Origin of the sequence: Streptacidiphilus cavernicola (assembly GCF_042510955.1) — a bacterium.
Classification (GTDB): Bacteria; Actinomycetota; Actinomycetes; order Streptomycetales; family Streptomycetaceae; genus Streptacidiphilus; species Streptacidiphilus cavernicola.
The window spans coordinates 143,943-168,732 of record NZ_JBHFAB010000001.1 but is presented as its reverse complement, the minus strand read 5'-3'; the positions used below and the strand labels follow the sequence as shown (position 1 = coordinate 168,732).

The 24,790-nt window shown below is 72.8% G+C and carries 23 protein-coding genes and 2 tRNA genes; 18 read left to right on the top strand and 7 right to left on the bottom strand.

Annotated features, from left to right (window positions below; all coding sequences use genetic code 11):
- Positions 1-78 precede the first annotated feature (78 nt).
- The 11 genes from rsmA to ACEZDE_RS00720 all read left to right on the top strand — a co-directional run bounded on the left by rsmA (position 79) and on the right by ACEZDE_RS00720 (position 11,380).
- Entirely contained in the window at positions 79-933 is an 855-nt protein-coding gene (rsmA, locus tag ACEZDE_RS00770) for a 16S rRNA (adenine(1518)-N(6)/adenine(1519)-N(6))-dimethyltransferase RsmA (protein WP_380531163.1), read from the top strand.
- 52 nt (positions 934-985) lie between these two features.
- Positions 986-1,909 carry a 4-(cytidine 5'-diphospho)-2-C-methyl-D-erythritol kinase gene (locus ACEZDE_RS00765; RefSeq protein ID WP_380530445.1) on the top strand — a complete coding sequence of 308 codons (924 nt, stop codon included), beginning with the start codon at positions 986-988 and terminating at the stop codon, positions 1,907-1,909.
- Between the two features lie 141 nt (positions 1,910-2,050).
- Complete coding sequence (locus tag ACEZDE_RS00760; protein ID WP_380530442.1) at positions 2,051-3,847, top strand: ABC-F family ATP-binding cassette domain-containing protein; 1,797 nt, start codon at positions 2,051-2,053, stop codon at positions 3,845-3,847.
- Between the two features lie 106 nt (positions 3,848-3,953).
- Positions 3,954-4,259: a type VII secretion target gene (locus ACEZDE_RS00755; protein ID WP_380530439.1), complete on the top strand. Its 306-nt coding sequence runs from the start codon at positions 3,954-3,956 to the stop codon at positions 4,257-4,259.
- Positions 4,256-5,980: an alpha/beta hydrolase gene (locus tag ACEZDE_RS00750; RefSeq protein ID WP_380530436.1), complete on the top strand. Its 1,725-nt coding sequence runs from the start codon at positions 4,256-4,258 to the stop codon at positions 5,978-5,980. The genes ACEZDE_RS00755 and ACEZDE_RS00750 overlap by 4 nt, the downstream gene beginning before the upstream one ends.
- Positions 5,981-6,041: 61 nt before the next feature.
- Positions 6,042-6,114 (top strand) — tRNA-Thr (locus ACEZDE_RS00745).
- Between the two features lie 227 nt (positions 6,115-6,341).
- A complete protein-coding gene (locus tag ACEZDE_RS00740) occupies positions 6,342-6,992 on the top strand; it encodes a response regulator transcription factor (protein ID WP_380530433.1) in 651 nt (216 codons plus the stop codon).
- Between the two features lie 91 nt (positions 6,993-7,083).
- Complete coding sequence (galT, locus tag ACEZDE_RS00735) at positions 7,084-8,229, top strand: galactose-1-phosphate uridylyltransferase (RefSeq protein ID WP_380530431.1); 1,146 nt, start codon at positions 7,084-7,086, stop codon at positions 8,227-8,229.
- The gene (gene galE, locus ACEZDE_RS00730) at positions 8,226-9,197 is read left to right on the top strand and encodes a UDP-glucose 4-epimerase GalE (RefSeq protein WP_380530428.1); all 972 of its coding nucleotides are present in this window, start codon (positions 8,226-8,228) and stop codon (positions 9,195-9,197) included. Before galT ends, galE begins: the two co-directional genes overlap by 4 nt.
- Before the next feature lie 3 nt (positions 9,198-9,200).
- The gene (gene galK / locus ACEZDE_RS00725; protein WP_380530425.1) at positions 9,201-10,361 is read left to right on the top strand and encodes a galactokinase; all 1,161 of its coding nucleotides are present in this window, start codon (positions 9,201-9,203) and stop codon (positions 10,359-10,361) included.
- Positions 10,362-10,480: 119 nt separating this feature from the next.
- Complete coding sequence (locus ACEZDE_RS00720) at positions 10,481-11,380, top strand: LuxR C-terminal-related transcriptional regulator (RefSeq protein ID WP_380530422.1); 900 nt, start codon at positions 10,481-10,483, stop codon at positions 11,378-11,380.
- 46 nt (positions 11,381-11,426) lie between these two features.
- Here ACEZDE_RS00720 and ACEZDE_RS00715 read toward each other — a convergent pair whose 3' ends face one another.
- The 5 genes from ACEZDE_RS00715 to ACEZDE_RS00695 all read right to left on the bottom strand — a co-directional run bounded on the left by ACEZDE_RS00715 (position 11,427) and on the right by ACEZDE_RS00695 (position 17,016).
- On the bottom strand, positions 11,427-12,119 hold the full coding sequence (locus ACEZDE_RS00715; protein ID WP_380530419.1) for a hypothetical protein: 693 nt from the start codon (positions 12,117-12,119) through the stop codon (positions 11,427-11,429).
- A gap of 28 nt (positions 12,120-12,147) precedes the next feature.
- A complete protein-coding gene (locus ACEZDE_RS00710) occupies positions 12,148-13,935 on the bottom strand; it encodes a phosphatidylglycerol lysyltransferase domain-containing protein (protein ID WP_380530416.1) in 1,788 nt (595 codons plus the stop codon).
- A gap of 127 nt (positions 13,936-14,062) precedes the next feature.
- Positions 14,063-14,974 (bottom strand): SGNH/GDSL hydrolase family protein, encoded by a 912-nt coding sequence (locus ACEZDE_RS00705; protein ID WP_380530413.1) that lies wholly within the window; start codon positions 14,972-14,974, stop codon positions 14,063-14,065.
- Between the two features lie 146 nt (positions 14,975-15,120).
- Positions 15,121-16,392, bottom strand: a complete 1,272-nt coding sequence (locus tag ACEZDE_RS00700; protein WP_380530411.1) for a glycosyl hydrolase family 8 — start codon at positions 16,390-16,392, stop codon at positions 15,121-15,123.
- A 126-nt stretch (positions 16,393-16,518) separates the two neighbouring features.
- Positions 16,519-17,016: a MarR family winged helix-turn-helix transcriptional regulator gene (locus ACEZDE_RS00695; protein WP_380530408.1), complete on the bottom strand. Its 498-nt coding sequence runs from the start codon at positions 17,014-17,016 to the stop codon at positions 16,519-16,521.
- Between the two features lie 107 nt (positions 17,017-17,123).
- On the opposite strand from ACEZDE_RS00695, the gene ACEZDE_RS00690 reads away from it, so the two are divergent.
- Positions 17,124-17,918, top strand: a complete 795-nt coding sequence (locus ACEZDE_RS00690; protein ID WP_380530405.1) for a methyltransferase domain-containing protein — start codon at positions 17,124-17,126, stop codon at positions 17,916-17,918.
- Between the two features lie 9 nt (positions 17,919-17,927).
- Complete coding sequence (locus tag ACEZDE_RS00685) at positions 17,928-18,299, top strand: glyoxalase (protein ID WP_380530402.1); 372 nt, start codon at positions 17,928-17,930, stop codon at positions 18,297-18,299.
- An 18-nt stretch (positions 18,300-18,317) separates the two neighbouring features.
- Here the strand turns inward: ACEZDE_RS00685 and ACEZDE_RS00680 are convergent, their stop codons facing one another.
- Both ACEZDE_RS00680 and ACEZDE_RS00675 read right to left on the bottom strand, forming a co-directional pair.
- Complete coding sequence (locus ACEZDE_RS00680; protein WP_380530399.1) at positions 18,318-18,992, bottom strand: TetR family transcriptional regulator; 675 nt, start codon at positions 18,990-18,992, stop codon at positions 18,318-18,320.
- 58 nt (positions 18,993-19,050) lie between these two features.
- The gene (locus ACEZDE_RS00675; protein WP_380530397.1) at positions 19,051-20,031 is read right to left on the bottom strand and encodes an acyl-CoA desaturase; all 981 of its coding nucleotides are present in this window, start codon (positions 20,029-20,031) and stop codon (positions 19,051-19,053) included.
- A gap of 212 nt (positions 20,032-20,243) precedes the next feature.
- On the opposite strand from ACEZDE_RS00675, the gene ACEZDE_RS00670 reads away from it, so the two are divergent.
- The 5 genes from ACEZDE_RS00670 (at position 20,244) to pth (ending at position 24,625) form a co-directional block, all read left to right on the top strand.
- Positions 20,244-20,318 (top strand) — tRNA-Gln (locus ACEZDE_RS00670).
- Positions 20,319-20,444: 126 nt separating this feature from the next.
- The gene (gene glmU / locus ACEZDE_RS00665) at positions 20,445-21,896 is read left to right on the top strand and encodes a bifunctional UDP-N-acetylglucosamine diphosphorylase/glucosamine-1-phosphate N-acetyltransferase GlmU (RefSeq protein ID WP_380530394.1); all 1,452 of its coding nucleotides are present in this window, start codon (positions 20,445-20,447) and stop codon (positions 21,894-21,896) included.
- Between the two features lie 207 nt (positions 21,897-22,103).
- Positions 22,104-23,081, top strand: a complete 978-nt coding sequence (locus ACEZDE_RS00660) for a ribose-phosphate diphosphokinase (RefSeq protein WP_380530392.1) — start codon at positions 22,104-22,106, stop codon at positions 23,079-23,081.
- A gap of 267 nt (positions 23,082-23,348) precedes the next feature.
- Positions 23,349-23,948, top strand: coding sequence for a 50S ribosomal protein L25/general stress protein Ctc (locus ACEZDE_RS00655; protein WP_380530389.1), 600 nt, complete (start codon positions 23,349-23,351; stop codon positions 23,946-23,948).
- Positions 23,949-24,046: 98 nt separating this feature from the next.
- Positions 24,047-24,625 carry an aminoacyl-tRNA hydrolase gene (gene pth / locus ACEZDE_RS00650; protein WP_380530386.1) on the top strand — a complete coding sequence of 193 codons (579 nt, stop codon included), beginning with the start codon at positions 24,047-24,049 and terminating at the stop codon, positions 24,623-24,625.
- Positions 24,626-24,790 lie beyond the last annotated feature (165 nt).

The window sequence follows — 24,790 nt, the reverse complement described above, 5'->3', positions numbered from 1 at the left end:
GACGCCCCCGCCTCGGGTGACGACCCGGCCTCCGGCAACGCCCCGGCTCCCGCCGACGCCCCCGCCGACGGCGGCTCGCTGCTCGGCGCGGCCGACATCCGCGGCCTCGCCGCGGCCCTCGGGGTGCGGCCGACCAAGCAGCGCGGGCAGAACTTCGTCATCGACGCCAACACCGTGCGCCGGATCGTCCGCGCCGCCGGGGTCGGCCCGGAGGACGTGGTGGTGGAGGTCGGCCCCGGGCTCGGCTCGCTCACCCTCGGGCTGCTGGAGGTCGCCGACCGGGTCACCGCGGTGGAGATCGACCCGCTGCTCGCCCGGCACCTGCCGACCACCGTCGCCGCCCGGACGCCCGAACGGGCCGCCCGCTTCGCGCTGGTCGAGGGCGACGCCATGGCCGTCACCGAACTGCCGGGCCCGCCGCCCACCGCGCTGGTCGCCAACCTCCCCTACAACGTCGCCGTCCCGGTGCTGCTGCACATGCTGGAGACCTTCCCCAGCATCGAGCGAACCCTGGTGATGGTGCAGTCCGAGGTCGCCGACCGGCTCGCCGCCGCCCCCGGCAGCAAGGTGTACGGCGTCCCCTCGGTCAAGGCCAACTGGTACGCCGAGGTGAAGCGGGCCGGTGCGATCGGCCGCAATGTGTTCTGGCCCGCGCCCAACGTCGACTCCGGCCTGGTGTCGCTGGTCCGGCACGATCCGCCGCAGACCACGGCCACCCGGCAGGAGGTCTTCGCGGTGGTGGACGCCGCCTTCGCCCAGCGCCGCAAGACGCTCCGCGCCGCGCTGGCCGGCTGGGCCGGCTCCCCGGCCGCCGCCGAGCAGGCGCTGACCGCCGCGGGCATCGACTTCACGCTCCGCGGCGAGACCCTGACGGTCGAGCAGTTCGCCCGGATCGCCGAGGCGAAGCCGCTCCCCGCCGATACGGCAGAATGAGCCGCACCACCACCTCGCACCACCACCTCGCAGCGCTGGGAGTAGCAAGGCCGTGCAGCCGTCGTCGTCCATCACCGTCCGGGTCCCGGCCAAGGTCAACGTCCAGCTCGCGGTCGGCGGCCGGCGCGCCGACGGCTTCCACGGGGTGTCCTCCGTGTTCTTCGCGGTGGGCCTCTACGACCTGGTCACGGTGACCCCCGCGGACCGGCTCCGGATCACCGTGGCCGGCGCCGACGCCGAGCAGGTCCCGGCCGACGCCACCAACCTCGCCGCCAAGGCCGCCCTGCTGCTGGCCGCGCGGCACGGCATCGAGCCGAAGGCGCACCTGCACATCGACAAGGGCATCCCGGTGGCCGGCGGCATGGCCGGCGGCAGCGCGGACGGCGCCGCCGCGCTGGTCGGCTGCGACGCGCTGTGGGGGACCGGCGCCGACCGCGCCGTGCTGCTGGAGCTCGCCGCCGAACTGGGCAGCGACGTCCCGTTCAGCCTGCTCGGCGGGGTCGCCCTGGGCGAGGGCCGCGGTGAGCGGCTGACCCCGGTGCCGACCGGCGGCGGCTTCCACTGGGTCTTCGCGGTCGCCGACGGCGGGCTCTCCACCCCCGCCGTGTACGGGGAGTGCGACCGGCTGCGCGACCTCACCACCGGCTCCTCCGATGCCGACGTCCCGGTCCCGGCTGCCGACCCGGCCCTGCTGGAGGCGCTGCGCACCGGCGACGCCGGCGCGCTCGGCGCGACCCTGCGCAACGACCTCCAGGCCGCCGCGCTCTCGCTGCGCCCGTCCCTCGCCGACACCCTGCGCGCGGGCACCGAGGCCGGCGCGATCGGCGCGCTGGTCTCCGGCTCCGGCCCCACCTGCGCTTTCGTCGCCAAGGACGCTGCCGCCGCGGACGCCCTGGCCGCCGCCCTCACCGCCTCCGGCACCTGCCGCAGCGCCCGGGTCGCCGAGGGCCCGGTCCCCGGCGCGGTCGTGGTCTGACGGACCGCCCGGTCCGGCCGCACCCGGGCCGGGACGGGCCGCACCCGGGCCAGGACCGGCGCCCGTCCCGCGGCGACTAGGCTGGTGGGGTGGTAGGCGCGTCCGCCTGCACCCCCAAGCCCCCGCAGGAGCGCAGCACCCGTGGCAGTCAACCTCGTCACCGTCGAAGCCGTCACCAAGGTGTACGGCACCCGCGCCGTCCTGGACCGGGTGTCCGTCGGCGTCAGCGAGGGCGACCGGATCGGCGTCGTCGGGCGCAACGGGGACGGCAAGACCACCCTCACCCGGATCATGGCCAAGTTGGAGGACGCCGACTCCGGCCGGGTCACCCACGTCGGCGGGCTCCAGGTCGGCGCGCTCACCCAGAGCGACAGCCTGGACCCGAAGGCCACCATCCGGCACGAGGTCATCCGGGACATGGACGACCACGAGTGGGCCGGCAACGCCAAGGTCCGCGACGTGCTCACCGGCCTGTTCGGCAGCCTCGACCTGCCCGGCTTCGCCCAGGGCCTGGACACCGTGATCGGCCCGCTCTCCGGCGGCGAGCGCCGCCGGATCGCGCTGGCCAAGCTGCTGATCGCCGAGCCCGACCTGCTGGTCCTGGACGAGCCCACCAACCACCTCGACGTCGAGGGCATCTCCTGGCTGGCGGGCCACCTGCGGGCGCGCCGCTCCGCGCTGGTCGTGGTCACCCACGACCGGTGGTTCCTGGACCAGGTCTGCACCCGGATGTGGGACGTCCAGGACGGCACCGTGCACGAGTACGAGGGCGGCTACTCCGACTACGTCTTCGCCCGCGCCGAGCGGATGCGGATCGCCGCGACCGAGGAGACCAAGCGGCAGAACCTGGTCCGCAAGGAGCTGGCCTGGCTGCGCCGCGGCGCCCCGGCCCGTACCTCCAAGCCGCGGTTCCGGGTCGAGGCGGCCAACGAGCTGATCGCGGACGTGCCGGAGCCGCGGGACCGGGCCGAGCTGATGAAGTTCGCCAACTCCCGGCTCGGCCGCACCGTGTTCGAGCTGGAGGACGTCACCGTCCAGGCCGGGCCCAAGGTGCTGCTGGAGCACCTCACCTGGAACCTGGGCCCCGGCGACCGGATCGGCCTGGTCGGCGTCAACGGCGCGGGCAAGACCTCGCTGATGCGGGCCATGCAGGCGGCCTGGGACAGCCAGGGCGACGTGCAGCCGGCAGCCGGACGGGTGGTGGTCGGCAAGACCGTCAAGCTGGCCTACCTCTCCCAGGAGGTGGCCGAACTGCCGCCGACGCTGCGGGTGCTGGAGTCGGTGGAGCAGGTCCGCGGCCGGGTGGACCTGGGCAAGGGCCGGGAGATGTCGGCCAGTCAGCTCTGCGAGACCTTCGGCTTCGGCAAGGAGAAGCAGTGGACGCCGGTCGGCGACCTCTCCGGCGGCGAGCGCCGTCGGCTGCAACTGCTGCGGCTGCTGATGGACGAGCCCAATGTGCTGTTCATGGACGAACCGACCAACGACCTGGACATCGAGACCCTGAGCCAGCTGGAGGACCTGCTGGACGGCTGGCCCGGATCGCTGGTGGTGGTCAGCCACGACCGGTACTTCATCGAGCGCACCACCGACCAGGTGTTCGCGCTGCTCGGCGACCGGGCGCTGCGGATGCTGCCCAAGGGCGTCGACGAGTACCTGGAGCGGCGGCACGCCATCGCCGAGCGGGCGGCGGCGGCCATGCCCGCGGCGACCTTCGCCAAGAAGACCGGCGGCGACACCCGAGCCGCGAAGAAGGAGCTCCAGCGGATCGAGCGGCAGATCCAGAAGCTGGACAAGGAGGAGGCCAAGCTGCACGAGCAACTGGCCGCCAACGCATCCGACTTCGGCAAGGTCGCGGAGCTGGACGGCAGGCTCAGGGCGCTCAAGGAGGAGCGGGACGAGCTGGAGCTGGAGTGGCTGGAGCTGGCCGAGGACGTCTGAGCGGCCCCGGATTCACTCCATCCGGTGAACGTACGGCCGAATGCCTTGCTGACTGTGCGTGAGTTTATAGCGTGTGTGCTCACAGGACGTAGTCGGGGGTGGGGGCATGGCAGGGTTCTTGCTGGTACGGCCGGAGGCGCTGGACGCCGAGGCCGGGGTGTTCGCCGCAGCCGCGGTGGCGGTCGGGTCCGCGGCGGCGCGGGCCCGGGTGGGGCTGGCGGCGGGTGCGGGCGGGCTGCCGGGGTGGCGGATCGCCGCGGCGCTGGAGGAGTGCGCCGCGGGCTGGGGACAGTGCCTCGCGGCGCTGTCCGCCGCGCTGGCCGGCGACGCCGACAACCTGCGCGCCACGGCCGGGAACTACCGCGCGGTGGACGCCGGGGTGGCCCGCAGCCTGTCGGACCGGCTCCGATGACAGCGCTGACCGCGGCCCTGGTGTCCGGGGTCGACCCGGTGTCACTCTCCGCCGCAGGGCAGGAGTGTGACGCCCTGTCGGTGATCCTGGCCGACCGCGACGCGACCCTCACCGAGGCCCGCGGGCCTGGCCGCGCCGGGTGGCACGGCATCGCCGCGGACCACGCCGCGCTGGTGCTGCAGGAGGAACGGCAGCGGCTGACCACGGCGGCGGACCAGTTCCGGGCCCTGGCCTCGCTGCTGGTCCAGGCCGCCGAGGAGCTGACCGCGGCCCGCGCCGAGGTCCGTACGGTCCTGGCCGAGGCCCGCGCCGCCGGCTGCGCCGTCCACGGCGACACCGTCGTCCCGGCGACGGCGACGGCCGGGCCCGCGTCTCACACCGGCGGCACCGTGGTCGGGCGCTCCGGCGGCGCCTCGGCGGGGGCCGGCTCCGCCCACGCCGCCCAACTCACCGCGCGGTTGGCCGCCGCGCTGGCCGCCGCCGAGCGGACGGATCAGCGCTGTGCCGCCGTCCTGGCGGGTTCGGCCGCGCAGGCCGGTGGCGCGGACGGGCTGGATCCGGATGCCGCCCGGACCACCCTGCTCGCCGCCGCCGCGCTGGTCGAGGCCTCGCTGCCGGCCCCGGACAGCACCCCGGCGCAGGTGCACTCCTGGTGGCTGCGGCTCGACCCACGGCAGCGGGAGATGCTGCTGCGTGATCAGCCGCAGCTGGTCGGCAGCCTGGACGGGGTCCCCGCCGCCGCCCGGGACCGCGCCAACCGCGCCCTGCTCGACCACCTCCTCGCCGACGGCGTGGGCGACGGACAGGGCCGCGGTGGCGGCGCGGACAGTGAGCCGACCAAGGGCCTGCTGGCGATCAGCGACCGGCTGGCCCGGCAGCACGGCGCGTCCCCGCCCGCGCTGCTGCTGTCCCTCGGCCTCACCGGCCAGGGCCGCGCCGTGCTGTCCTTCGGTGACCCGGACACCGCCGACCACATCTGCGTCTACGTCCCCGGCATGGGCACCACGCTCGCCGACGTCGCCGGAAAGGACGGCGACCGCGCGCTGGCGCTGCACGCCGCCGCGGTCGCGGCCGACCGGTCCGCCCGCCCCGGGGCCACCGCCGCCATGGTCTGGCTCGGCTACGACGCCCCGCAGGGCCTGTCCGCCGCGGCGGGGGACTCCCGCGCCGCGGCCGGGGCGGTCGGCTACGACCGCTTCCTGCGGGGGCTGCGGGTGACCGGGGCCAGGCCTCCCGCGCGGCCCCCCGCGCACCTCACCGCGCTCGGCCACAGCTACGGCTCGCTGCTGGTCGGCCTGGCCGCCCGCCGCCCCGGCGGCACCGGCGCCGACGACCTGGTGCTGATCGGCAGCCCGGGGACGGGCGCGCGGCACGCCTCCGAACTGGGCGTGGCCCCGGGCCGGGTCTGGGTCGGCGCGGCCCCGCAGGACCCGGTCAGCAGCCTGCTGCCGTCACCCCGTCAGGGCGGCCTGATCGCGGCCGGGGCGATCCTCTCCGGTGTCCTGCCCCCGCTGCGCATGCCGGTCCAGCAACTGGCCGAGGAGCGCGGCACGGCCTGGTTCGGGACCAACCCGGCCGCGCCCTCGTTCGGCGCCCGCCCGCTCCCGGTGGACGGCGGCCGGGGCCCCGGCGGGGGCGTCGCCGGGGCCCACTCGCACTACCTCGACCCGGGTAGCCGCAGCCTCGCCGCCATCGGTCGGATCATCGTCGGCGGGCACTGATCGAACAGACTCCGGGGGATTTTACGTTTGGGGCGATGACCAGGTAGTGTCTTCCTCGTTCGCCCCTATAGCTCAGTCGGTAGAGCGTCTCCATGGTAAGGAGAAGGTCTGCGGTTCGATTCCGCATGGGGGCTCGTTCGAATCGAAGGCCCTCGCCGCTGGCGAGGGCCTTCGGCGTTCTTCCGGCGTTTCTCCGGCGCGCGCCCCGGCTCGCCCACCCCGATTCCCCCGTCCAGGTGCTGGCAGTACGTACCCGTCATGCGTTGTGATGGTGCGTCACCGGAACTGCGGCGGCGACGTGCGGACCGCACGCGCACCGCAGGCGGACCACCAGGGGGGCGCTGTGGGCGTCAGGCTCGTAGTGGCGGACGACCATCGGCTGCTGGCGGAGGCGCTGGCCGCGGCGCTGCAACTGCGGGGCCACCGGGTGCTCGCGGTGGCGACCCCGGTGTCGGCCGCCGCCGAGCTGGTGCTGCACCGGCGTCCTGAGCTGTGCCTGCTCGGAGTGGCGCACCCGGAGGATCCGGCCGCCTTCGAGGTGGTGCGGCGGATCCGCCGGGAGCGCCCCGAGGTCGGCGTGGTGGTGATGGGCGCGGTCGGTGCGCTGGGCGGGGTGGCCGCGGCGTTCGGCGCGGGCGCGTCCGGCTACGTCCGGCAGGACGAGCGGATCGAGGTGGTCGAGCGCGCGCTGACCCGGGTCCGCGCGGGCGAGGCGGCGGTGGCCCCGGAACTGCTGCACGCGGTGTTCCGGCACCTGCTGCGCCCGGTGTCCGAGCCCGACGACGAGGCGCTGCGGCTGCTCCGGCTGCTGACCCGCCGTGAGGTCCAGGTGCTGATCCGGATCGCGGACGGGCAGGACACCCGGGAGATCGCCGCGGGGATGGCCATCGCGCCGAGCACCGCGCGCACCCATGTCCAGCGGGTGCTGATGAAGCTCGGAGCCAGGACCCGGCTGGAGGCCGCGGCCGTCGCGGCCAGGACCGGCCTGCTGGAGCGTGCCGCCGACCACTGATCCGAACATACGAACCTGTTGACTGATGAGTTTTTGTGTTTGATTATGTTGACATCAGGTTCGCGTGAGCGTGGCAAGGGTGGAGCGCGTAGTGAAGAAGACCAGCACTCGGTTGGCCGACGGCCGCGAGTTGATCTACTACGACTCCCGCGACGACCTCGTCCGCGACGATCCGGACCGGCGTCCGCTGGAGGCGACCAGCACCGCTTCGGAGATCCGCTACGACCCGCTGCTGGACGAGTGGGTGGCCATCGCCTCGCACCGGCAGGGCCGGATCTACCACCCGCCGGCCGACGAGTGCCCGCTCTGCCCCTCCCGGGACGGGCGGCTCAGCGAGATCCCGGCGGCCGACTACGAGGTGGTGGTCTTCGAGAACCGCTTCCCCTCGCTGACCAGCGCCGTGACCGGCGCCGCGACCGGCTCGGTGACGGACCAGGACGCCGCGCCCGGCGAGCAGCGGAGCGGCCCGCTGCCGCAGCTGGCCCGTCCCGGCGTGGGCCGCTGCGAGGTGGTCTGCTTCACCTCGGACCACGACGCCTCCTTCGCCGACCTGACCCCGGCCCAGGTCGCCCTGGTGCTGGAGGCCTGGACCGACCGCACCGCCGAACTCTCCGCGCTCCCCGGCGTCGAGCAGGTGTTCTGCTTCGAGAACCGCGGCAAGGAGATCGGGGTGACCCTCGGCCATCCGCACGGCCAGATCTACGCCTATCCCTTCGTCACCCCGCGCACCGAGCGGATGCTCGCCGCCACCGCCGCGCACCGCAGGCGCACCGGACGCAACCTCTTCGACGACCTGCTGGCCGCCGAGCGGGCCGACGGCCGACGGGTCGTCAGCGCCGGTGAGCACTGGACCGCCTTCGTCCCCTACGCCGCGCGCTGGCCCTACGAGGTGCACCTCTACCCGAACCGCAGGGTCGGCGACCTGCTCGCGCTGAACGAGGCCGAGCGGGCCGAGTTCTGCACCCTCTACCTCGACCTGCTGCAACGCTTCGACCGGCTGTTCGACGCCGAGGGCGGCGCCCGGACCCCGTACATCGCCGGCTGGCACCAGGCGCCGGGCCGTTCCGGCGCGCCCGGCACAGGCGGTGAACTGGCGCTTCACATGGAGCTCTTCACCATCCGTCGTACGGTGGGGAAGCTCAAGCACCTGGCCGGGTCCGAGTCCGGCATGGACGTGTTCATCAACGACGTGTCGCCGGAGCAGGCGGCGCGGCGGCTACGAGAGGTCTCCCCGTGACTCCGCAGAGCAAGTACCTGGTCACCGGCGGCGCCGGCTACGTCGGCGGCGTGGTCGCCGCGCACCTGGTCGAGGCCGGCCACGAGGTGGTGGTCCTGGACGACCTGTCCACCGGCCACCGCGCCTCGGTCCCGGCCGGGGCGGCCTTCGTCCAGGGCCGGATCCAGGACGCCGCCGACGTGCTGGACGGCTCCTTCGACGGGGTGCTGCACTTCGCCGCCAGCTCGCAGGTCGGCGAGTCGGTCGCGGACCCGGGGAAGTACTGGCGCAACAACGTCGCCGGGTCGATGGAACTGCTCGCCGCGATGCGCAAGGCCGGGGTCGGCCGGCTGGTGTTCTCCTCCACCGCCGCCGTCTACGGGGAGCCGGAGAGCGTGCCGATCGAGGAGACCTCGCGCACCGCCCCGACCAACCCCTACGGCGCGACCAAGCTCGCCGTCGACCACATGATCACCGGCGAGGCGCAGGCGCACGGCCTGGCCGCGGTCTCGCTGCGGTACTTCAACGTGGCCGGGGCGTACCGGGAGCAGGGCGAGCGGCACGACCCGGAGTCGCACCTGATCCCGCTGGTGATCCAGGCCGCGCAGGGCCGCCGCCCGCACATCGCCGTCTACGGCGAGGACTACCCCACCCCGGACGGCACCTGCGTCCGCGACTACATCCACGTGGCCGACCTGGCCGAGGCGCACCTGCTGGCGCTGGCCGCGGCGAGTCCCGGCGAGCACCTGGTCTGCAACCTGGGCAACGGCAGCGGCTTCTCGGTCCGCGAGGTGATCGAGGCGGTCCGCCGGGTCACCGGCCGCGAGGTCAGCGCGGTCCCGGCGGAGCGCCGCCCCGGCGACCCGGCCGTGCTGGTCGCCTCCGCCGAGCGCGCCCGCACCCTGCTCGGCTGGACCCCCACCCGCACCGACCTCGACGGCATCGTCGCCGACGCCTGGGCCTTCGCCCGGGCCCTGGAGAAGGAGTAAGCAGTGACACCACCCGCGGAGGCTGTGCGGAAGGGCTTCGCCGCCCTGTACGGCACCGACCCGGAAGGCGTCTGGCAGGCGCCGGGCCGGGTCAACGTGATCGGCGAGCACACCGACTACAACGACGGCTTCATGCTCCCGATCGCCCTCCCGCACGCCGCCCGGGTCGCCGCGTCCCGGCGCGGGGACGGAATCCTGCGCCTGCACAGCGGCCAGTCCCCGGACGGCGGGGTGACCGAGCTGCGGGTCGACGACCTGGCCCCGGGCACGGTCGACGGCTGGGCCGCCTACCCGGCCGGGGTGGTCTGGGCGCTGCGCCGGGCCGGGCACCAGGTCGGCGGCGCCGACCTGCACCTGGACAGCGACGTGCCGACCGGCGCCGGGCTCTCCTCCTCCGCCGCGCTGGAGTGCGCCGTCGCCACCGCCTACAACGACCTCCACGCACTGGGCCTGACACCGGCTCAGCTGGCGGGCCTGTGCCAGGGCGCGGAGAACGACTTCGTCGGCGTCCCCTGCGGCATCCTGGACCAGCTGGCCTCCAGCTGCTGCGCCGAGGGGCAGGCGCTGTTCGTGGACGCCCGCAGCCTGGCGACCCGTCAGGTGCCTTTCGACCTGGCCGGGCACGGCCTGGTGCTGCTGGTCATCGACACCCAGGTCAAGCACGCCCACGCGGACGGCGCCTACGCCGAGCGCCGCAAGGGCTGCGAGCGGGCCGCCGCGCTGCTCGGCGTCCCCGCCCTGCGGGACGTGCCGTACGACGGCCTCGACCGGGCGCTGGCCCGGCTGCCCGAGGGCGAGCTGCGGTCGCTGACCCGGCACATCGTCACCGAGGACGCCAGGGTCGAACGGGTGATGGCCCGCCTGGACGTGGACGACCTGCGCGGCATCGGCCCGATCCTGACCGAGGGCCATGCCTCGATGCGCGACGACTTCGCCATCTCCTGCGCCGAGACCGACCTCGCGGTCGAGACCGCGGTGGCCGCGGGCGCGCTCGGGGCGCGGATGACCGGCGGCGGCTTCGGCGGCTCGATCATCGCCCTGGCCGACGCGGCGGACGCCGGGACGGTTGCCGCGGCCGTCGCGGTGGCGTTCGCGGACCGCGGCTGGACCGAGCCGCGGGCCTTCACCGCGGTTCCCGGGCCGGGGGCGCGGCGGCTGACCTGACTCATACCCGCGTCCGGGATCCGACCCTGTCGTTCCCCCGCTCCTGACGACCTTGAGGCCCTACCCTGATCCCTTGGAGGTCCGGCGGGGGCCGGGGCCGCCGGGGGAGGGGGACGACTGTGGCGCGTATCCGGGTCCTGGTGGCGGACAGCCATCGGATCTTCGCCGAGGCCCTGGCCACGGCGCTCGCCGCGGAGCCCGACGTGGACGTCGCCGCGGCGGGCAGCGCCCAGGCGGTGCTGCGGGCGCTGGAACGCGCCAGCACCGAGAACCGCCCCTTCCAGGTCCTCCTGGTCGACGCCGACCTGACCCCCGGCGCGGCCCCCGCGCCCGTCCCGCCCGGCGCCGCCCCCCGCCGCACCGCACTGACCCTCCCGGCCCAACGCCGCCCCCCGGCGACCCCCCACGCCCTGGCCGCACCGCAGCAACCGGGGCCCACCGCGCAGCCCGGTCCCACCGCCCACCCCGGGCCCACCGCGCCCCCCGGCTCCGCCGCGCCCGCCCCGGCACCCGCCGACGGCCCGGTCGGGGGGCCGCCGCCGGTGGACGGCATCGCGACGGTGGCCAGGACCCGTGCCGCGCAGCCGTCGTTGCGGGTGGTCGTCCTCGCCGTGGACGACGATCCGCGCCGGGCGGTCCAGGCGTTGTCCGCCGGGGCCTCGGCCTGGGTCGCCAAGGAGAGTTCGCTGGGCCGGCTGATGGCCGTGGTCCGCGGGGTGCTCAGGGACGAGACCCATGTCCCCCCGCTGCTGCTCACCGGTGTGATCAGGGAGCTCACCTCGGCCCGCCGGGACCGCACCGAGAGCGAGCGCCTGGTGGAGTCGCTGACGCCGCGCGAGAGACAGGTGCTGCGCTGCATGGTGGCCGGCCTCGGCCGGCAGGCCGTCGCCGACCGGCTCTACCTCTCCCCGCACACCGTGCGCACCCACATGCAGAACGTCCTCGGCAAACTCGGCGTGCACTCCACCCTGGCCGCCGTCGCGGTGGCCCGCCGGGCGGGCGTCGGCCCGGCCGACTGAGCCCCCGCGCGGACCCGACCCTGCGCACCTCACCCCCGAGGAAGCCTCAGGGCGGCGCGGGCAGCAGCGGACGCCAGGCGTCCGTCGTCCGCACCAGCCGCTGGGCGACCAGCTCGCCGCTCCCGGCCAGCGCCAGCGCGCACAGGATCGCCGCCAGGTGCTCCACCCCGGCCAGGTTGGGGAACAGCGCCTGCTCCAGCACCATCGCCAGCACGGTCGCGCCCCCGGTGAGCCAGGCCCGGTAGCGCCAGGCGACGTACACGGTCAGCGCCACCACCGCCGCCGAGGGACCGGTGTCGCGGACGAAGGTGTCGTCCCACGGCAGCGCGAACAGGTGCTCGGTGCCCCGCGCGCCGGCCTGGACGCCGTGCCGGGCGTAGAGCGTGCCGGCCAGCGTGCCCGCGTAGGCGACGGCCAGCGTCGCCCAGCGGCCGATGGTGAGCTCGGCGATGCCGAAGACCACGAACACCTGTCCCGCCGCGCCCCAGACCGGCAGGTCCGGCGCGGGCACGAACAGCGACATCGGGGTCCGCAGCAGCGACTGCCACAGCGGCAGCGACGCCCGCACCACGCCGATCCGCTCCACCAGCGCGGCGCCGCCCGCGGTGTGCTGGAGCACCTGGAACAGCAGCACCGCCGTGGTGGCGGTGAGCGTCAGCGCCAGGGCCGCGAAGCGGTCCCGGGTGAGGCTGCGCCGCGCCGCGGCGAGCAGTCCGTCTCCCAACAGCAGTGCTCTCATCTCTTCCAAACTAGGACGAAATCCCAGATCAGGCCTCTTTGAGAGGCTCCGCCGGCTTCTCCAGCGCACGGACGTGCCGCCGCTTGAACAGGCTGGGCAGGCTGGGCGCGGTGATGAAGCCCTCGGCCCTGGCCGAGGCCATGCCGATCCTGGGCAGGTCGCTGCTCCGGCTGAACAGCAGGTAGCGCGGCTCCCAGATGGGCCGGTACTTGGCGTTCGCCCGATAGAGGGACTCGATCTGCCACCACCGCGACAGGAAGATCAGCACCGAGCGCCACATCCGCAGCACCGGGCCCGCTCCCAGCCGGCCGCCGCGTTCGAAGACCGCCCGGAACATCGCGAAGTTCAGCGACACCCGCTTCACGCCGACCGCCTCGGCCTGCCCGATCAGCTCGATCACCATGAACTCCAGCAGCCCGTTGTCGGAGTCCCGGTCCCGCCGCATCAGGTCGAGCGAGAGGCCCTCCCGGCCCCAGGGGACGAAGCTCAGCAGCGCCCGCAGCTCGCCCTGTCCGTCGTGGCACTCCAGCATCACGCACTGGCCGTCGTCGGGGTCGCCGAGCCGTCCCAGCGCCATCGAGAAGCCGCGCTCGGTCTGCCCGTCGCGCCACTGGTCGGCGCGTTGCAGCAGCAGGTCCATCTCGGCGTCGGGGATGTCGGCATGGCGGCGCACCCGGACCGTGTAGCCGGCCCGGCCGACCTTCTTGTGCGCCTGGCGGACGCCGCGCATGGCCCGTCCCTCCAGGGTGAACTCGTCCACCTCGACCACCGCCTCGTCGCCCAGCTCCAGCGCGTTCAGGCCGTGCCGGGCGTAGACGGTGCCGCCCTCCTCGCCCGCGCCCATCACCGCGGGGATCCAGGCGTGCTCGCGGGCCTGGTCCAGCCAGCGGTCGATGGCCCCCGGCCAGGCCTCGACGTCCCCGATCGGGTCGCCCGAGGCCAGCGAGACCGCGCCGACCACCCGGTAGACCACCGCGGCCTTCCCGGACGGGGAGAAGACCACCGACTTGTCCCGGCGCAGCGCGAAGTAGCCCAGCGAGTCGCGCTCGCCGTGCCGGTCCAGCAGCGCGCGCAGCTGCAGCTCGTCCTGCGGGCAGAGGTACTCCTTGCCCTTGGGCGAGCGGGACAGCGCGTACAGGACCAGCACCAGGATCAGCGCGCTCATCACGTTGATGGCGATGTCCACCCAGTGCGGGGTGTCGATGCCGCGCTGGTCGGCCCCGGACGGCGCCAGGGTGTAGACCCGCAGCAGCGCGTACCGCAGCTGGACGCCGAAGCTGGAGTCGGCCGCGGTGTTGGTCAGCGCGACCAGGGCGGTGCCGACCGCCACGCCGATCGCGCCGCCGCCGATCAGCACGCCGAGGGCCAGCCGGGGGTTGGAGCGGTCGCCCTTGGCCCGGAACTCCCGCCGGCCGACCAGCAGCGCGACCAGCAGCAGCACGGTGAGGGTGGTGGAGATCCAGTTGAACCAGTGCTCGCGGACCTCCGGCGCGAACGCCAGCAGCAGCACCATCAGGACCGCGTAGAGGCCGCCGACCACGGTGTTCCAGATCCAGGCGGCACGTTTGCGGCGGCGCATCATCATCGCCAGGAACAGCGCCAGCGCGCCCGAGGTGAAGCCGGCGCTGAGCATGTAGGGGGTGAAGAAGTCCCCGGTGTTGTGCCGGGAGACCTGGCTCCGGAAGGGGGCGGAGACGGCTCCGAAGAAGTTGAGCACCGCGGCGATCCGCAGGTACCAGACGGCGAAGCCCGCGGCGCGGGGGCGCCAGGCGGCGAGCCGACCGGGAGGGGTTTCGGAGGACACGTCCCTTGACATCCCTTTCTTCGCTTTACTGGGGGATCTTCATAATTGCATAACATTTCCGCAACACCGTCGGCCGACAAGGCGAGAGCCCGCCCCCCGAACGGCGGGGGCGGGCTCTGCCTGAGGTTGATCCGAGGGGTCAGCGGCGGTGCGCCAGGGTCTGCGCGAACACGGTGGCGATCTCCCCGTACCCGGCCGTGTTGGCGTGGATGTTCTGGTACGGCGTGCACTCCCAGGTCCAGGCGCAGATCCGGGCCACGTTCAGCGGCACCGCGCCGAGGCCGGGCAGGGTCACCTGGTCGGTGAAGTCGTCGGTGGAGAACGCCTTCGAGACGTCCGCGACCGCGAAGCCGTCGTGCCTCAGGCCCTGGTCGATCACGCCGTTCAGCACCGTGGACAGCTGGACCGACTGCCGCGCCAGCGCCTGGCCCGGCGCGCCGGTCAGCCACACCGCGAGGAACGGGTCGTAGTAGTTCATCCCCACGTAGCGGGGTGCGTCGCCGCCGGCCCGGTGCAGCGCCCTGGCGATCTGCGGCAGCTGGGTGGCGACCGTGGCCACGCCCGCGGTGGTGCAGGCCTGGTCGATGGTCCCGCCGGTCAGGCAGCCGTCCACGTTGTTGGCGCCGATGTCCAGGGTCACGTAGCGCACCTCGCCGCGGTGCGCCCGGAGGAACTTCACTGCCGCGTCCAGCTGCGAGGTCGCGCCCGGGTAGCTGCAGATCCCGCCGTTGATCAGGGTGCCGGTGGTCTCGCCGCTGCAGCCGAGCTTGATGTGGACCAGGCGCGGGTCCTGCTTCTTCAGCTTGGCGTAGAGCTGGTCGGTGTACGCCTTCGAGGTGTTGGTGTTGCTGTCCGGCTGGTAGCCGGCGGCCAGCGAGTCGCCGAGCGAGACGTAGTAGTGCGGCGGGGCCGGGTGGTGGTGCGGCCGGCCGCCGTGGCCGTGACCGGGGTCGCGGCCGTGCGCGGAGGCGGTGCCGGTCATCGACGCGGCGGCGAGCGCGACCACCGCGAAGGCGGTCAGACCGCGGCGGATCATGGAGCTGTTGCGCATGGGTGGTGCACCCCTTCTGGGGAGACGCGACACTGCGGCCCCCGGTCCCAGGGAGTATGCCAACCGGTCAGTAGCTTTTGGCAAGACCCGTGCACACATGGGAGGCGCCCCTCCGCCTCAGGACGGAGGGGCACCGGCGGTGCGGGTCAGGAGGTGGGGCTCCAGTAGTCGCCCGCCATCACGATGTAGACCAGGGTCTTGATGGTCTCGCCGTAGTAGGCGTCGCCGAACGGGTTGGACGCCAGCTGCTTCCAGATCGCGTCGGTCCAGGCCTGGTCACCGGAGGCCATCGCCGCCGGGCCGACCGAGTCGCCGGCCTCCTCGGCCTGGGTGTCGCCGGAGACGTTGCCGTTGGCGCAGTTCAGCTTGACGTGCGGCTGGACCTTCGCCGGGTTGCCGCCGGACAGCGACTTCAGGCAGGCCGACTCCAGCTTGGCCGTCTTGTACGCGGTCGCGGCGGTGGTGGAGCCGTTCAGCAGTGCGTCGGTGCCGAGGTGCCAGGGGACCCGGATGGAGTTGTAGCCGACGATGTTGTCCGGCTGGTCCTCCTGGTAGTTGGCCGGGGCCGGCTTGGGGCTGGTGCCGTTGGCGTTGACCACGAAGTCCGAGAGCAGGCCCGAGCTCGCCGAGTAGCCCGCGGTGAACTCGTTGATCACGGCCTCGGTGCGGGTGACCACCTTGCTCCAGTCGTGCGCGGTGTCGTACTTCGCGAACGCCCGCAGGTGGTCCAGCATCATGTCGGACGGACGGGTGTCGGTGTTCGGGCCGTCGTCCTCGCACTTGAGGTGGCCGTCCGGGGCGACGTCGTGGGCGTAGACGCTGGCCAGCCAGGCCTTGGCGTCGGCGGTGTAGCCGCCCCACTGCTTGTCGGCCAGGATCAGCCCGTAGCCGACGTCCAGGTCGCCGTCGGTGGCCGAGTCCGGGGTGCCGGAGTCGGTGTACTTGCAGGTCTTGCCGTCGAGCTGCCACTGCATCAGGCCGTCGGCGTCCTTGTGGTCCTTCACCAGTTGCCACAGGCCGTTGAACTCGGTCTGTGCGGAGGCGTCGTAGCCGGCCATCAGCGGCACGATGTTCATGCCGTAGCCCTGTGCCTCGGAGACGGTGCCGTTGTTGGGGGCGTCGTCGTCGCCCTTGGTGGAGACGTAGTACTCGTTCGAGGCGCAGCCCTTGACCAGGTAGGTCTTCTTCCAGGAGGCGTACTGCTTCTCCACCGCCGCGTCCCGGGTCGCGGCCGAGGCGGACGGCATCACGCCGACCTTGTAGGTGGTGTGGGCGGGGAAGGGCTTGGCCGGAGTGGTCGCGGCGGAGGCGCTCGCACCGCCGACCGCGACGACGCCCAGGCTGAGACAGCCGGCCGCGGCGGTCGCGGCAACCAGCTTCCTGACCGGGCCGCGGAGGTGAAGGGACTGACGGGCCATCGCTGTGGTACTCCTTCGTGGGGAGAGGAGAAGCCTGCCTGCTCTGATAGTTAGGTAAGTTTCCTAACTCGATTTCGGCAAGAGTGGCCCCGTGGCTGGCACTGCGTCAAGAGTGCTGCCGGGGTTCTATTCCGGCAGATTGTCGAACGGGGCGACCAGCTGCCGCAGCAGCCCGGCCAGCTCTCCGCGCTGACCTGCGGAGAGCTCCGAGAGCAGGGCGCGCTCGTGCGCCAGCAGCCCGGCCAGCGCCTGGTCGGCTAGATCCCGCCCGGCCGGGCTCAGTCGCACCAGCACCCCGCGCCGGTCGCCCGGGTCGGGGAGCCGCTGCACCAGGCCCTTGACCGCGAGCCGGTCGATCCGGTTGGTCATCGTGCCGGAGGTGACCAGGGTCTGCGTCAGCAACTGCCCCGGCGAGAGCTGGTACGGGTCGCCGGCCCGGCGCAGCGCGGTCAGCACGTCGAACTCCCACGGCTCCAGGCTGTGCTCGGCGAAGGCGGTGCGCCGGGCCCGGTCCAGATGGCGGGCGAGGCGGCTGATCCGGCTCAGCACCTCCAGCGGTTCCACGTCGAGGTCGGGGCGCTCGCGGCGCCATGCAGCGACCAACCGGTCGACCTCGTCCTCCATGGTTGATCAGTGTAGTGGGCGGTGTGTCGATATGAAGTCTCTTGACATCAAGAGACGAAATCGGCCAAACTCGAAGTATCTTGATGTCGAGATACTTGGAGCATTCCATGACGCCCCCCGTGACGCCCGCGGTGACCTGGGACCCGGCCCAGTACCTCCGCCACGCCGACCACCGCAGCCGCCCGTTCCACGAGCTGGTCGACCGGGTCCCCGGCGTCCCGACCCGGATCGTGGACCTCGGCTGCGGGCCGGGCAACACCACCGCCACCCTCACCGACCGCTGGCCGGGGGCCTCCGTCACCGGCATCGACAACTCCGCCCCGATGATCGACAAGGCCCGCCGGGACCACCCCGGCACCGCCTTCGGGCTCGGCGACATCACCGGCTACGACCCCGCCGCGGACGGCCCCGCCCCCGACCTGATCCTCTCCAACGCCGCGCTGCAGTGGGTCCCCGGCCACGCCGACCTCTTCCCCCGCTGGATCGAGGCGCTGCCGGTCGGCGGCAGCCTCGCCTTCCAGGTCCCCGGCAACTTCGGCGAGCCGACCCACACCCTGCTCACCGCCCTGCGCACCGGCCCCCGTTGGGCCGCGCGGCTGGCCGACCTCAGCCGTCCTGGAGTGCTCCACCCGGCCGACTACCTGGCCCGGCTCAGCGCCCTCGGCTGCACCGTCGACGCCTGGGAGACCACCTACTACCAGGTGCTCCAGGGCGAGGACCCGGTGCTCGACTGGATGCTCGGCACCGGCCTGCGACCCAGCCTGGACGCCCTGCCCGACCCGGCCGAGCGCGCGGAATTCCTGGCCGAGTACTCCGCCGCCCTGGCCGAGGCCTACCCGGCCACCCCGCACGGCACGGTGCTGCCGTACCGCCGGGTCTTCGTCGTCGCCACCAAGGGGTAGGGGCACGCCATGATCATCGCCCTCGACCACGTCCAGCTCGCCGCCCCGCCCGGCAGCGAGCAACGGCTCCGCGACTACTACGCCGGTGTCCTCGGGATGACCGAGATCGCCAAGCCGCCGCTGCTGGCACTGCGCGGCGGCTGCTGGTTCCAGGTCGGCCCGGTGCAGCTGCACCTCGGTATCGAGGAGCCGTTCACCCCGGCCCGGAAGGCCCACCCGGCCCTGCGGATCCAGGGCATCCACGCCTACGCCCGGCAGATCGCCGCCCTGGGCGCGCCCGTCACGTGGGACTACGACCTGCCCGGCCACCACCGCTTCTACTCCACCGACCCGGTCGGCAACCGGATCGAGTTCCTGGAGCCGATCCCGGTGCGGGACTGACCGCGCCGACCGCGACGGCTAGCTCTTGCGGCGGCCCACCAGCTGCGGGCGGCGCTCCATCCCCTCCAGGCCGTGCCAGGCCAGGTTCACCAGGTGGGCGACCACCTCCGCCTTCTTCGGCCTGCGCACGTCCAGCCACCACTGGCCGGTCAGCGCGACCATCCCGACCAGCATCTGCGCGTACATCGGGGCCAGCTTCGCGTCGTACCCGCGGGACTTGAACTCATGGCCGAGGATGTCCTCCACCTGCGTCGCGATGTCGTTGATCAGCGAGGCGAAGGTCCCGGTCGACTGCGCCACCGGCGAGTCCCGGACCAGGATCCGGAACCCGTCGGTGGACGTCTCGATGTAGTCCAGCAGCGCGAACGCCGCCTCCTCGCACAGCTCGCGCGGATGACCGCCGGTCAGCGAGCCGGTCACCATGTCCAGCAGCAGCTGCATCTCCCGGTCCACCACGACCGCGTACAGCCCCTCCTTGCCGCCGAAGTGCTCGTACACCACCGGCTTGGACACCCCGGCCTTGGCCGCGATCTCCTCCACCGAGGTCGCCTCGTACCCGCGCTCCGCGAACAGCGCCCGGCCGACGTCGAGCAGCTGCTCCCGCCGCTGCTTCCCGCTCATCCGCACCCGGCCGGCCCTGCCTCCCGCGGCCGCCGCCGGCTTGCGCGCCCGAGACCCCCGTGCGGCCCGCACGGGTGCGGATGGATCTCCCGCCCCGTCTGACCCACTGCTGCTTTCGTTCACGGGACCATCATGCCGCGCGCCGGGCCGCGATCCGCTCCGGGCTGGGCCAGCGGACGTCCTGCGCCCACCCCGCCAACTCGAACCAGCGGATCAGCCGCGCCGACGAGTCCACCTGCCCGCGCAGCACCCCGTGCCGGGCCGAGGTCGGCTCCGCGTGGTGCAGGTTGTGCCAGGACTCGCCGCAGGACAGGATCGCCAGCCAGGCCACGTTCCCGGAGCGGTCGCGGGACTTGAACGGGTGCTTGCCCACCGCGTGGCAGATCGAGTTGATCGACCAGGTGACGTGGTGCAGCAGCGCCACCCGAACCAGCGAACCCCAGAAGAACGCCGTCAGCGCGCCCCACCAGGACCACGACCACAGCCCGCCGACCAGCGGCGGGAGCAGCACCGAGGCGAGCGTGAAGAACGCGAACTGGCGTGAGATCCAGGAGATGTCACGGTCCTTCACCAGGTCCGGGGCGTAGGTCTGCTGCGGGGTCTGCTCCTCGTCGAACAGCCAGCCCATGTGCGCCCACCACAGGCCCTTGAGCAGCGCCGGGATCGACTCGCCGTAGCGCCACGGGGAGTGCGGGTCGCCGTCCTTGTCGGAGAACCTGTGGTGCTTGCGGTGGTCCGCCACCCAGCGCACGATCGGACCCTCGATCGCCAGGCTCCCGGCCACCGCCAGCGCGATCTTCAGGGCCCGGTTCGCCTTGAACGAGCCGTGGGTGAAGAAGCGGTGGAAGCCGACGGTGACGCCGTGGCAGGCGGTGAAGTACATCACCGTCATGATCACCACGTCGTGCCAGCCGATGCCCCAGCCCCAGGCGAACGGCACAGCGGCGACGACCGCGAGGAACGGCACGGTGATGAACGACCCCAGGGCGACGCGCTCCGCGGTCCCCTGCTTCTCACCGCCGCGGGTCGCCAGCACCGGCTTCGACCCGTCCGGTCGGGTCAGCACGGCCGTCGCGGCGGCGGGGCTCTCCTCAGTGGGCTCAATGCTCATACGGCTACCTCGGGGAAAGGTGGGGTGAGGGGGCGCGATGCCGGAACACCGTGCCTACGGGTCCGTAACCTACGGCATCGTAGGTTGATTGCCCCGCTGCGCACACCCCCACACGCGCCCGGCGTGGCGGGCGGGTGAACAGCTCGCCGCGTCCGGTGGTCCGGAATGGTGGTGGAGCTGAGGCCCCGAAACCCGTAGTCTGTCCAGTGCCTTCCCCGGTTGCTCTGCTGGCACGGGCGGCCAGATTTTGATTCTGGAGGTCGCAGGTTCGATTCCTGCCCGGGGAGCGCCTCAGCTCACGCGTCTGCGGATGCCCGGTGGACGGTTATTCTCGAACGGTCCGGGTGCGCCTGTGCGAAACCCTCTGCGGGCCCGGCGTTCCCTCATCTTCTGACGCCGAGGAGCCTCCAGTCGTGAGCTTCAATCCGCCGGCCGCTGTCGTCGTTCTCGCCGCCGGCGGGGGTACCCGCATGAAGTCGGCGGTGCTGCCGAAGGTGCTGCACCCCCTCTGCGGCCGCACCCTCGTCGGCCACGCCGTCGCCGCCGGGCGCGAACTCCACCCCGAGCACCTGGTCGTCGTCATCGGCCACCTGCGGGAGAAGGTCGCCGCCCACCTCGCCGAGGTCGACCCGGCGGCCCGCACCGTGGTCCAGGACCAGCAGAACGGCACCGGCCACGCCGTCCGCACCGCGCTGGAGGCGCTCGCCGCCGACGGGGTCTCCCTGGACGGCACGGTCGTGGTCAGCACCGGCGACACCCCCCTGCTCACCGGCGCCACCCTGCGCCGCCTGGTCGAGGCGCACTCCGTCGACGGCAACGCCGCGACCGTGCTGACCGCCGAGGTCCCGGACGCCAGCGGCTACGGCCGGATCCTCCGCGGCCCGAGCCACGAGGTGCAGCGGATCGTGGAGCACAAGGACGCCACCGAGGCGCAGCTCCGGATCGCCGAGATCAACTCCGGCGTCTTCGCGTTCGACGCCAAGCTGCTGGGCGAGGCGCTGGGCGAGGTCCGCACCGACAACAGCCAGGGCGAGGAGTACCTGACCGACGTCCTCGGCATCCTCCGCGAGGAGGGCCACCGGGTGGGCGCACTGGTGGCCGGGGACTACCGGGACATCCTCGGGATCAACGACCGGGTGCAGCTGGCCGAGGCCCGCCGGATCATGAACGACCGGCTGGTCGAGGCGGCGATGCGGGCCGGCGTCACGGTGGTGGACCCGGCGACCACCTGGCTGGACGTCCAGGTGACCTACGAGCAGGACGCGGTGGTCCTGCCGAACACCCAGCTGCAGGGGGCGACCAGCATCGGCGAGGGCGCCGAGGTGGGCCCCAACTGCACCCTGCGGGACACCGCGGTCGGCGCGGGCGCCCAGGTGAGCAACACCACGGCGACCGGTGCGGTGGTCGGCCCGGGGGCGACCGTGGGCCCGTACGCCTACCTGCGTCCGGGCACGGTGCTGGGCGCCAAGGGCAAGATCGGGACCTACGTCGAGACCAAGAACGCAGTGATCGGCGCGGGCAGCAAGGTGCCGCACCTCAGCTATGTGGGCGACGCCACAATCGGCGAGGGCAGCAACATCGGCGCGGCCTCGGTCTTCGTCAACTACGACGGCGTGAACAAGCACCACACCACGATCGGGGACCACTGCAGGACCGGTTCGGACAACATGTTCGTCGCCCCGGTCACGGTCGGGGACGGGGCTTACACGGCGGCAGGATCCGTTATCTACAAGGACGTTCCGGCCGGGGCGCTCGGGGTCACCCGTCCGCAGCAGCGCAATGTCGAGGGCTGGGTGGAGCGCAAGCGGCCCGGGACGGCGGCGGCGCACGCGGCGGCCGACGCCCGCGCGCGCGGCGGGGAGTGAGCCCCCGCTGAGCTTCGGTTGGGCTCCGCCGAGGGTCTCAGCTGCTGACCCGGAGGCGACGGGAACCGTCCCCGGCGCGTAACCTGGGTGTCATCCAGGCGCCGCGGACGTCAGTCCCCGTCGGCGCTCCAGCCAACCCCCCAGCAGCCTGGCCGCTCGCCGCGGCGGGCGCAGCGCGCGTTCATGACGCAATGAGGAGACGGTGCAGTGACCGGGATCAAAACGTCCGGTGAGAAGAACTTGATGCTCTTCTCCGGCCGCGCACACCCCGAGTTGGCCCGGGAGGTGGCAGAGCAGCTGGGGGTGGACCTGGTTCCCACGAAGGCTCTGGATTTCGCCAACGGTGAGATCTACGTGCGGTACGAGGAGTCGGTGCGCGGCGCGGACGCGTTCGTGCTGCAGAGCCACACCGCGCCGATCAACCAGTGGATCATGGAGCAGCTGATCATGATCGACGCCCTGAAGCGGGCCTCGGTCAAGAGCATCACCGTGATCATGCCGTTCTACGGCTACGCCCGCCAGGACAAGAAGCACCTCGGCCGCGAGCCGATCTCGGCCCGCCTGGTCGCCGATCTGCTGAAGCAGGCCGGCGCGCACCGGCTGATGTCGGTGGACCTGCACACCGCGCAGATCCAGGGCTTCTTCGACGGCCCGGTGGACCACCTGTTCGCGCTGCCGCTGCTGGCCGACTACGTGGGCGGCAAGGTCGACCGCGACCGGCTGACCATCGTCTCGCCGGACGCCGGCCGGGTGCGGGTGGCCGACCAGTGGTCGGACCGGCTCGGCGCCCCGCTGGCGATCATCCACAAGCGCCGCGACCCCAACGTCGCCAACAAGGTGATGTCGGCCGAGGTGGTCGGTGACGTCAAGGGCCGGGTCTGCGTGCTGGTCGACGACATGATCGACACCGGCGGCACCATCTGCGCCGCCGCCGACGCGCTGTTCGAGCAGGGCGCCGCCGACGTGATCGTGGCCGCCACCCACGGGGTGCTGTCCGGGCCTGCCGCGGACCGGCTGAAGAACTCCCGCGCCAGTGAGTTCGTCTTCACCAACACCCTGCCGACGCCGGGCGAGCTGCAGATCGACAAGGTGACCACGCTGTCGATCGCCCCGCTGATCGCCCGCGCGATCCGCGAGGTCTTCGACGACGGCTCGGTGACCAGCCTGTTCGAGGGCGCGCACTGACCCCTCCGGGGTGTCCCGGGTGACCCGGGATGATCGTTTTGGGTCCCTCGCCGGGCTTCGGCTAGACTGCTGAAACTGCCCGGCGAGGGAGTCCCACCGCAGGTGACCGACTCCGTGATCGACGCGCTGCTCCGCCAGTCCTCTGGCTGGTCGTGCGAGGTGCCACCGGGCAACTCATCCCTGATTCTTCGGGTGAGGTTCTGCCGGTGGCTTTTCTTTTTGAGACCTCCCGGACGTGCCCGCCCCGTGTCCACGAGGAGAGCCGTCATGGCCGACATCCGCCTTGAAGCCCAGCCCCGCAACGAGTTCGGCAAGGGCGCCGCGCGCCGCGCCCGCCGCGAGGGCCTGGTCCCCGCCGTCGTCTACGGCCACGGCACCACCCCGGTCCACGTCAACCTGCCGGGCCACGCCCTGATGCTGGCGCTGAAGACCCCGAACGTGCTGCTCTCGCTGCCGATCGACGGCAAGGACGAGTTCGTGCTGCCGAAGGCCGTGCAGCGCGACCCGATCAAGCGCACCCTGAAGCACGTGGACCTGCTGCTGGTGAAGCGCGGCGAGAAGGTCACCGTCGAGATCCCGATCATCACCGAGGGCGAGCTGGCCCCCGGCGGCAACCTGCTGGAGCACGTCCTCAACAGCCTGCCGGTCGAGGCCGAGGCGACCAACCTGCCCGAGTCGGTCACCGTCTCGGTCGAGGGCCTGACCGCCGGCGACTCCATCCTGGCCAAGGACATCACCCTGGCGAAGGGCACCGCGCTGGCCGTCGAGGACGACACCGTGGTGCTGCACGTCGTCGCCGCGCAGGTCGAGGCCCCGGCCGAGGACGAGGCCGCCGAGGCCGAGGGTGAGACCCCCGCGGAGGCCTGAGCCGTCGCGCTGTCTTCCGTCCGCTGCCCCGGCCCGGTTCCGACCGGCCGGGGCAGCGGCGTATCCGTGCACCAGGAGCAGAGAGGAACCCGGCAGTGGTGAGTGACGAGTACAGCGGCCCGTGGCTGGTGGTCGGCCTGGGCAACCCCGGCGCCGAGTACGCCGGCAACCGGCACAACATCGGCGCCATGGTGGTGGACCTGCTGGCGGGCCGGATCGGCGCCAGGTTCAAGGCGCACAAGAGCCGGAACCAGGTGGCCGAAGGGCGGCTGTCCGGGCAGCGGGTGGTGCTGGCGAAGCCGACCTCCTACATGAACCTCTCCGGCGGACCGGTGACCGCGCTGCGGGACTTCTACAAGGCGCCGGTGGACCGGATCGTGGTGGTGCACGACGAGTTGGACCTCGACTACGCGACGCTGCGGCTGAAGCTGGGCGGCGGCGACAACGGCCACAACGGGTTGAAGTCGCTGACCAAGTCGATGGGCCCGGAGTACTACCGGGTGCGGGCCGGGGTGGGGCGCCCGCCGGGGCGGATGGAGGTCGCGGACTTCGTGCTGAAGGACTTCTCCTCGACCGAGCGCAAGGAGCTGGACTGGTTCGTCGACCGCACCGCGGACGCGGTCGAGGCGCTGCTCGCGGAGGGGCTGGAGCGGGCCCAGTCGACGTACAACTCCTGACGGAGCCGCAAGTCGATCTCGGCTATCGGATTGTTACGCATCGGCCTTGTGGGGCTTTTGGGTGGTGCTGAGCTTTTTGCTCCGGCGGTAGCGATGGGATTAGGACGCATTGCCGGTTTTGGAGTGAATTGACAACGCAGCCCGCTGAAATGACGATGTGTGATG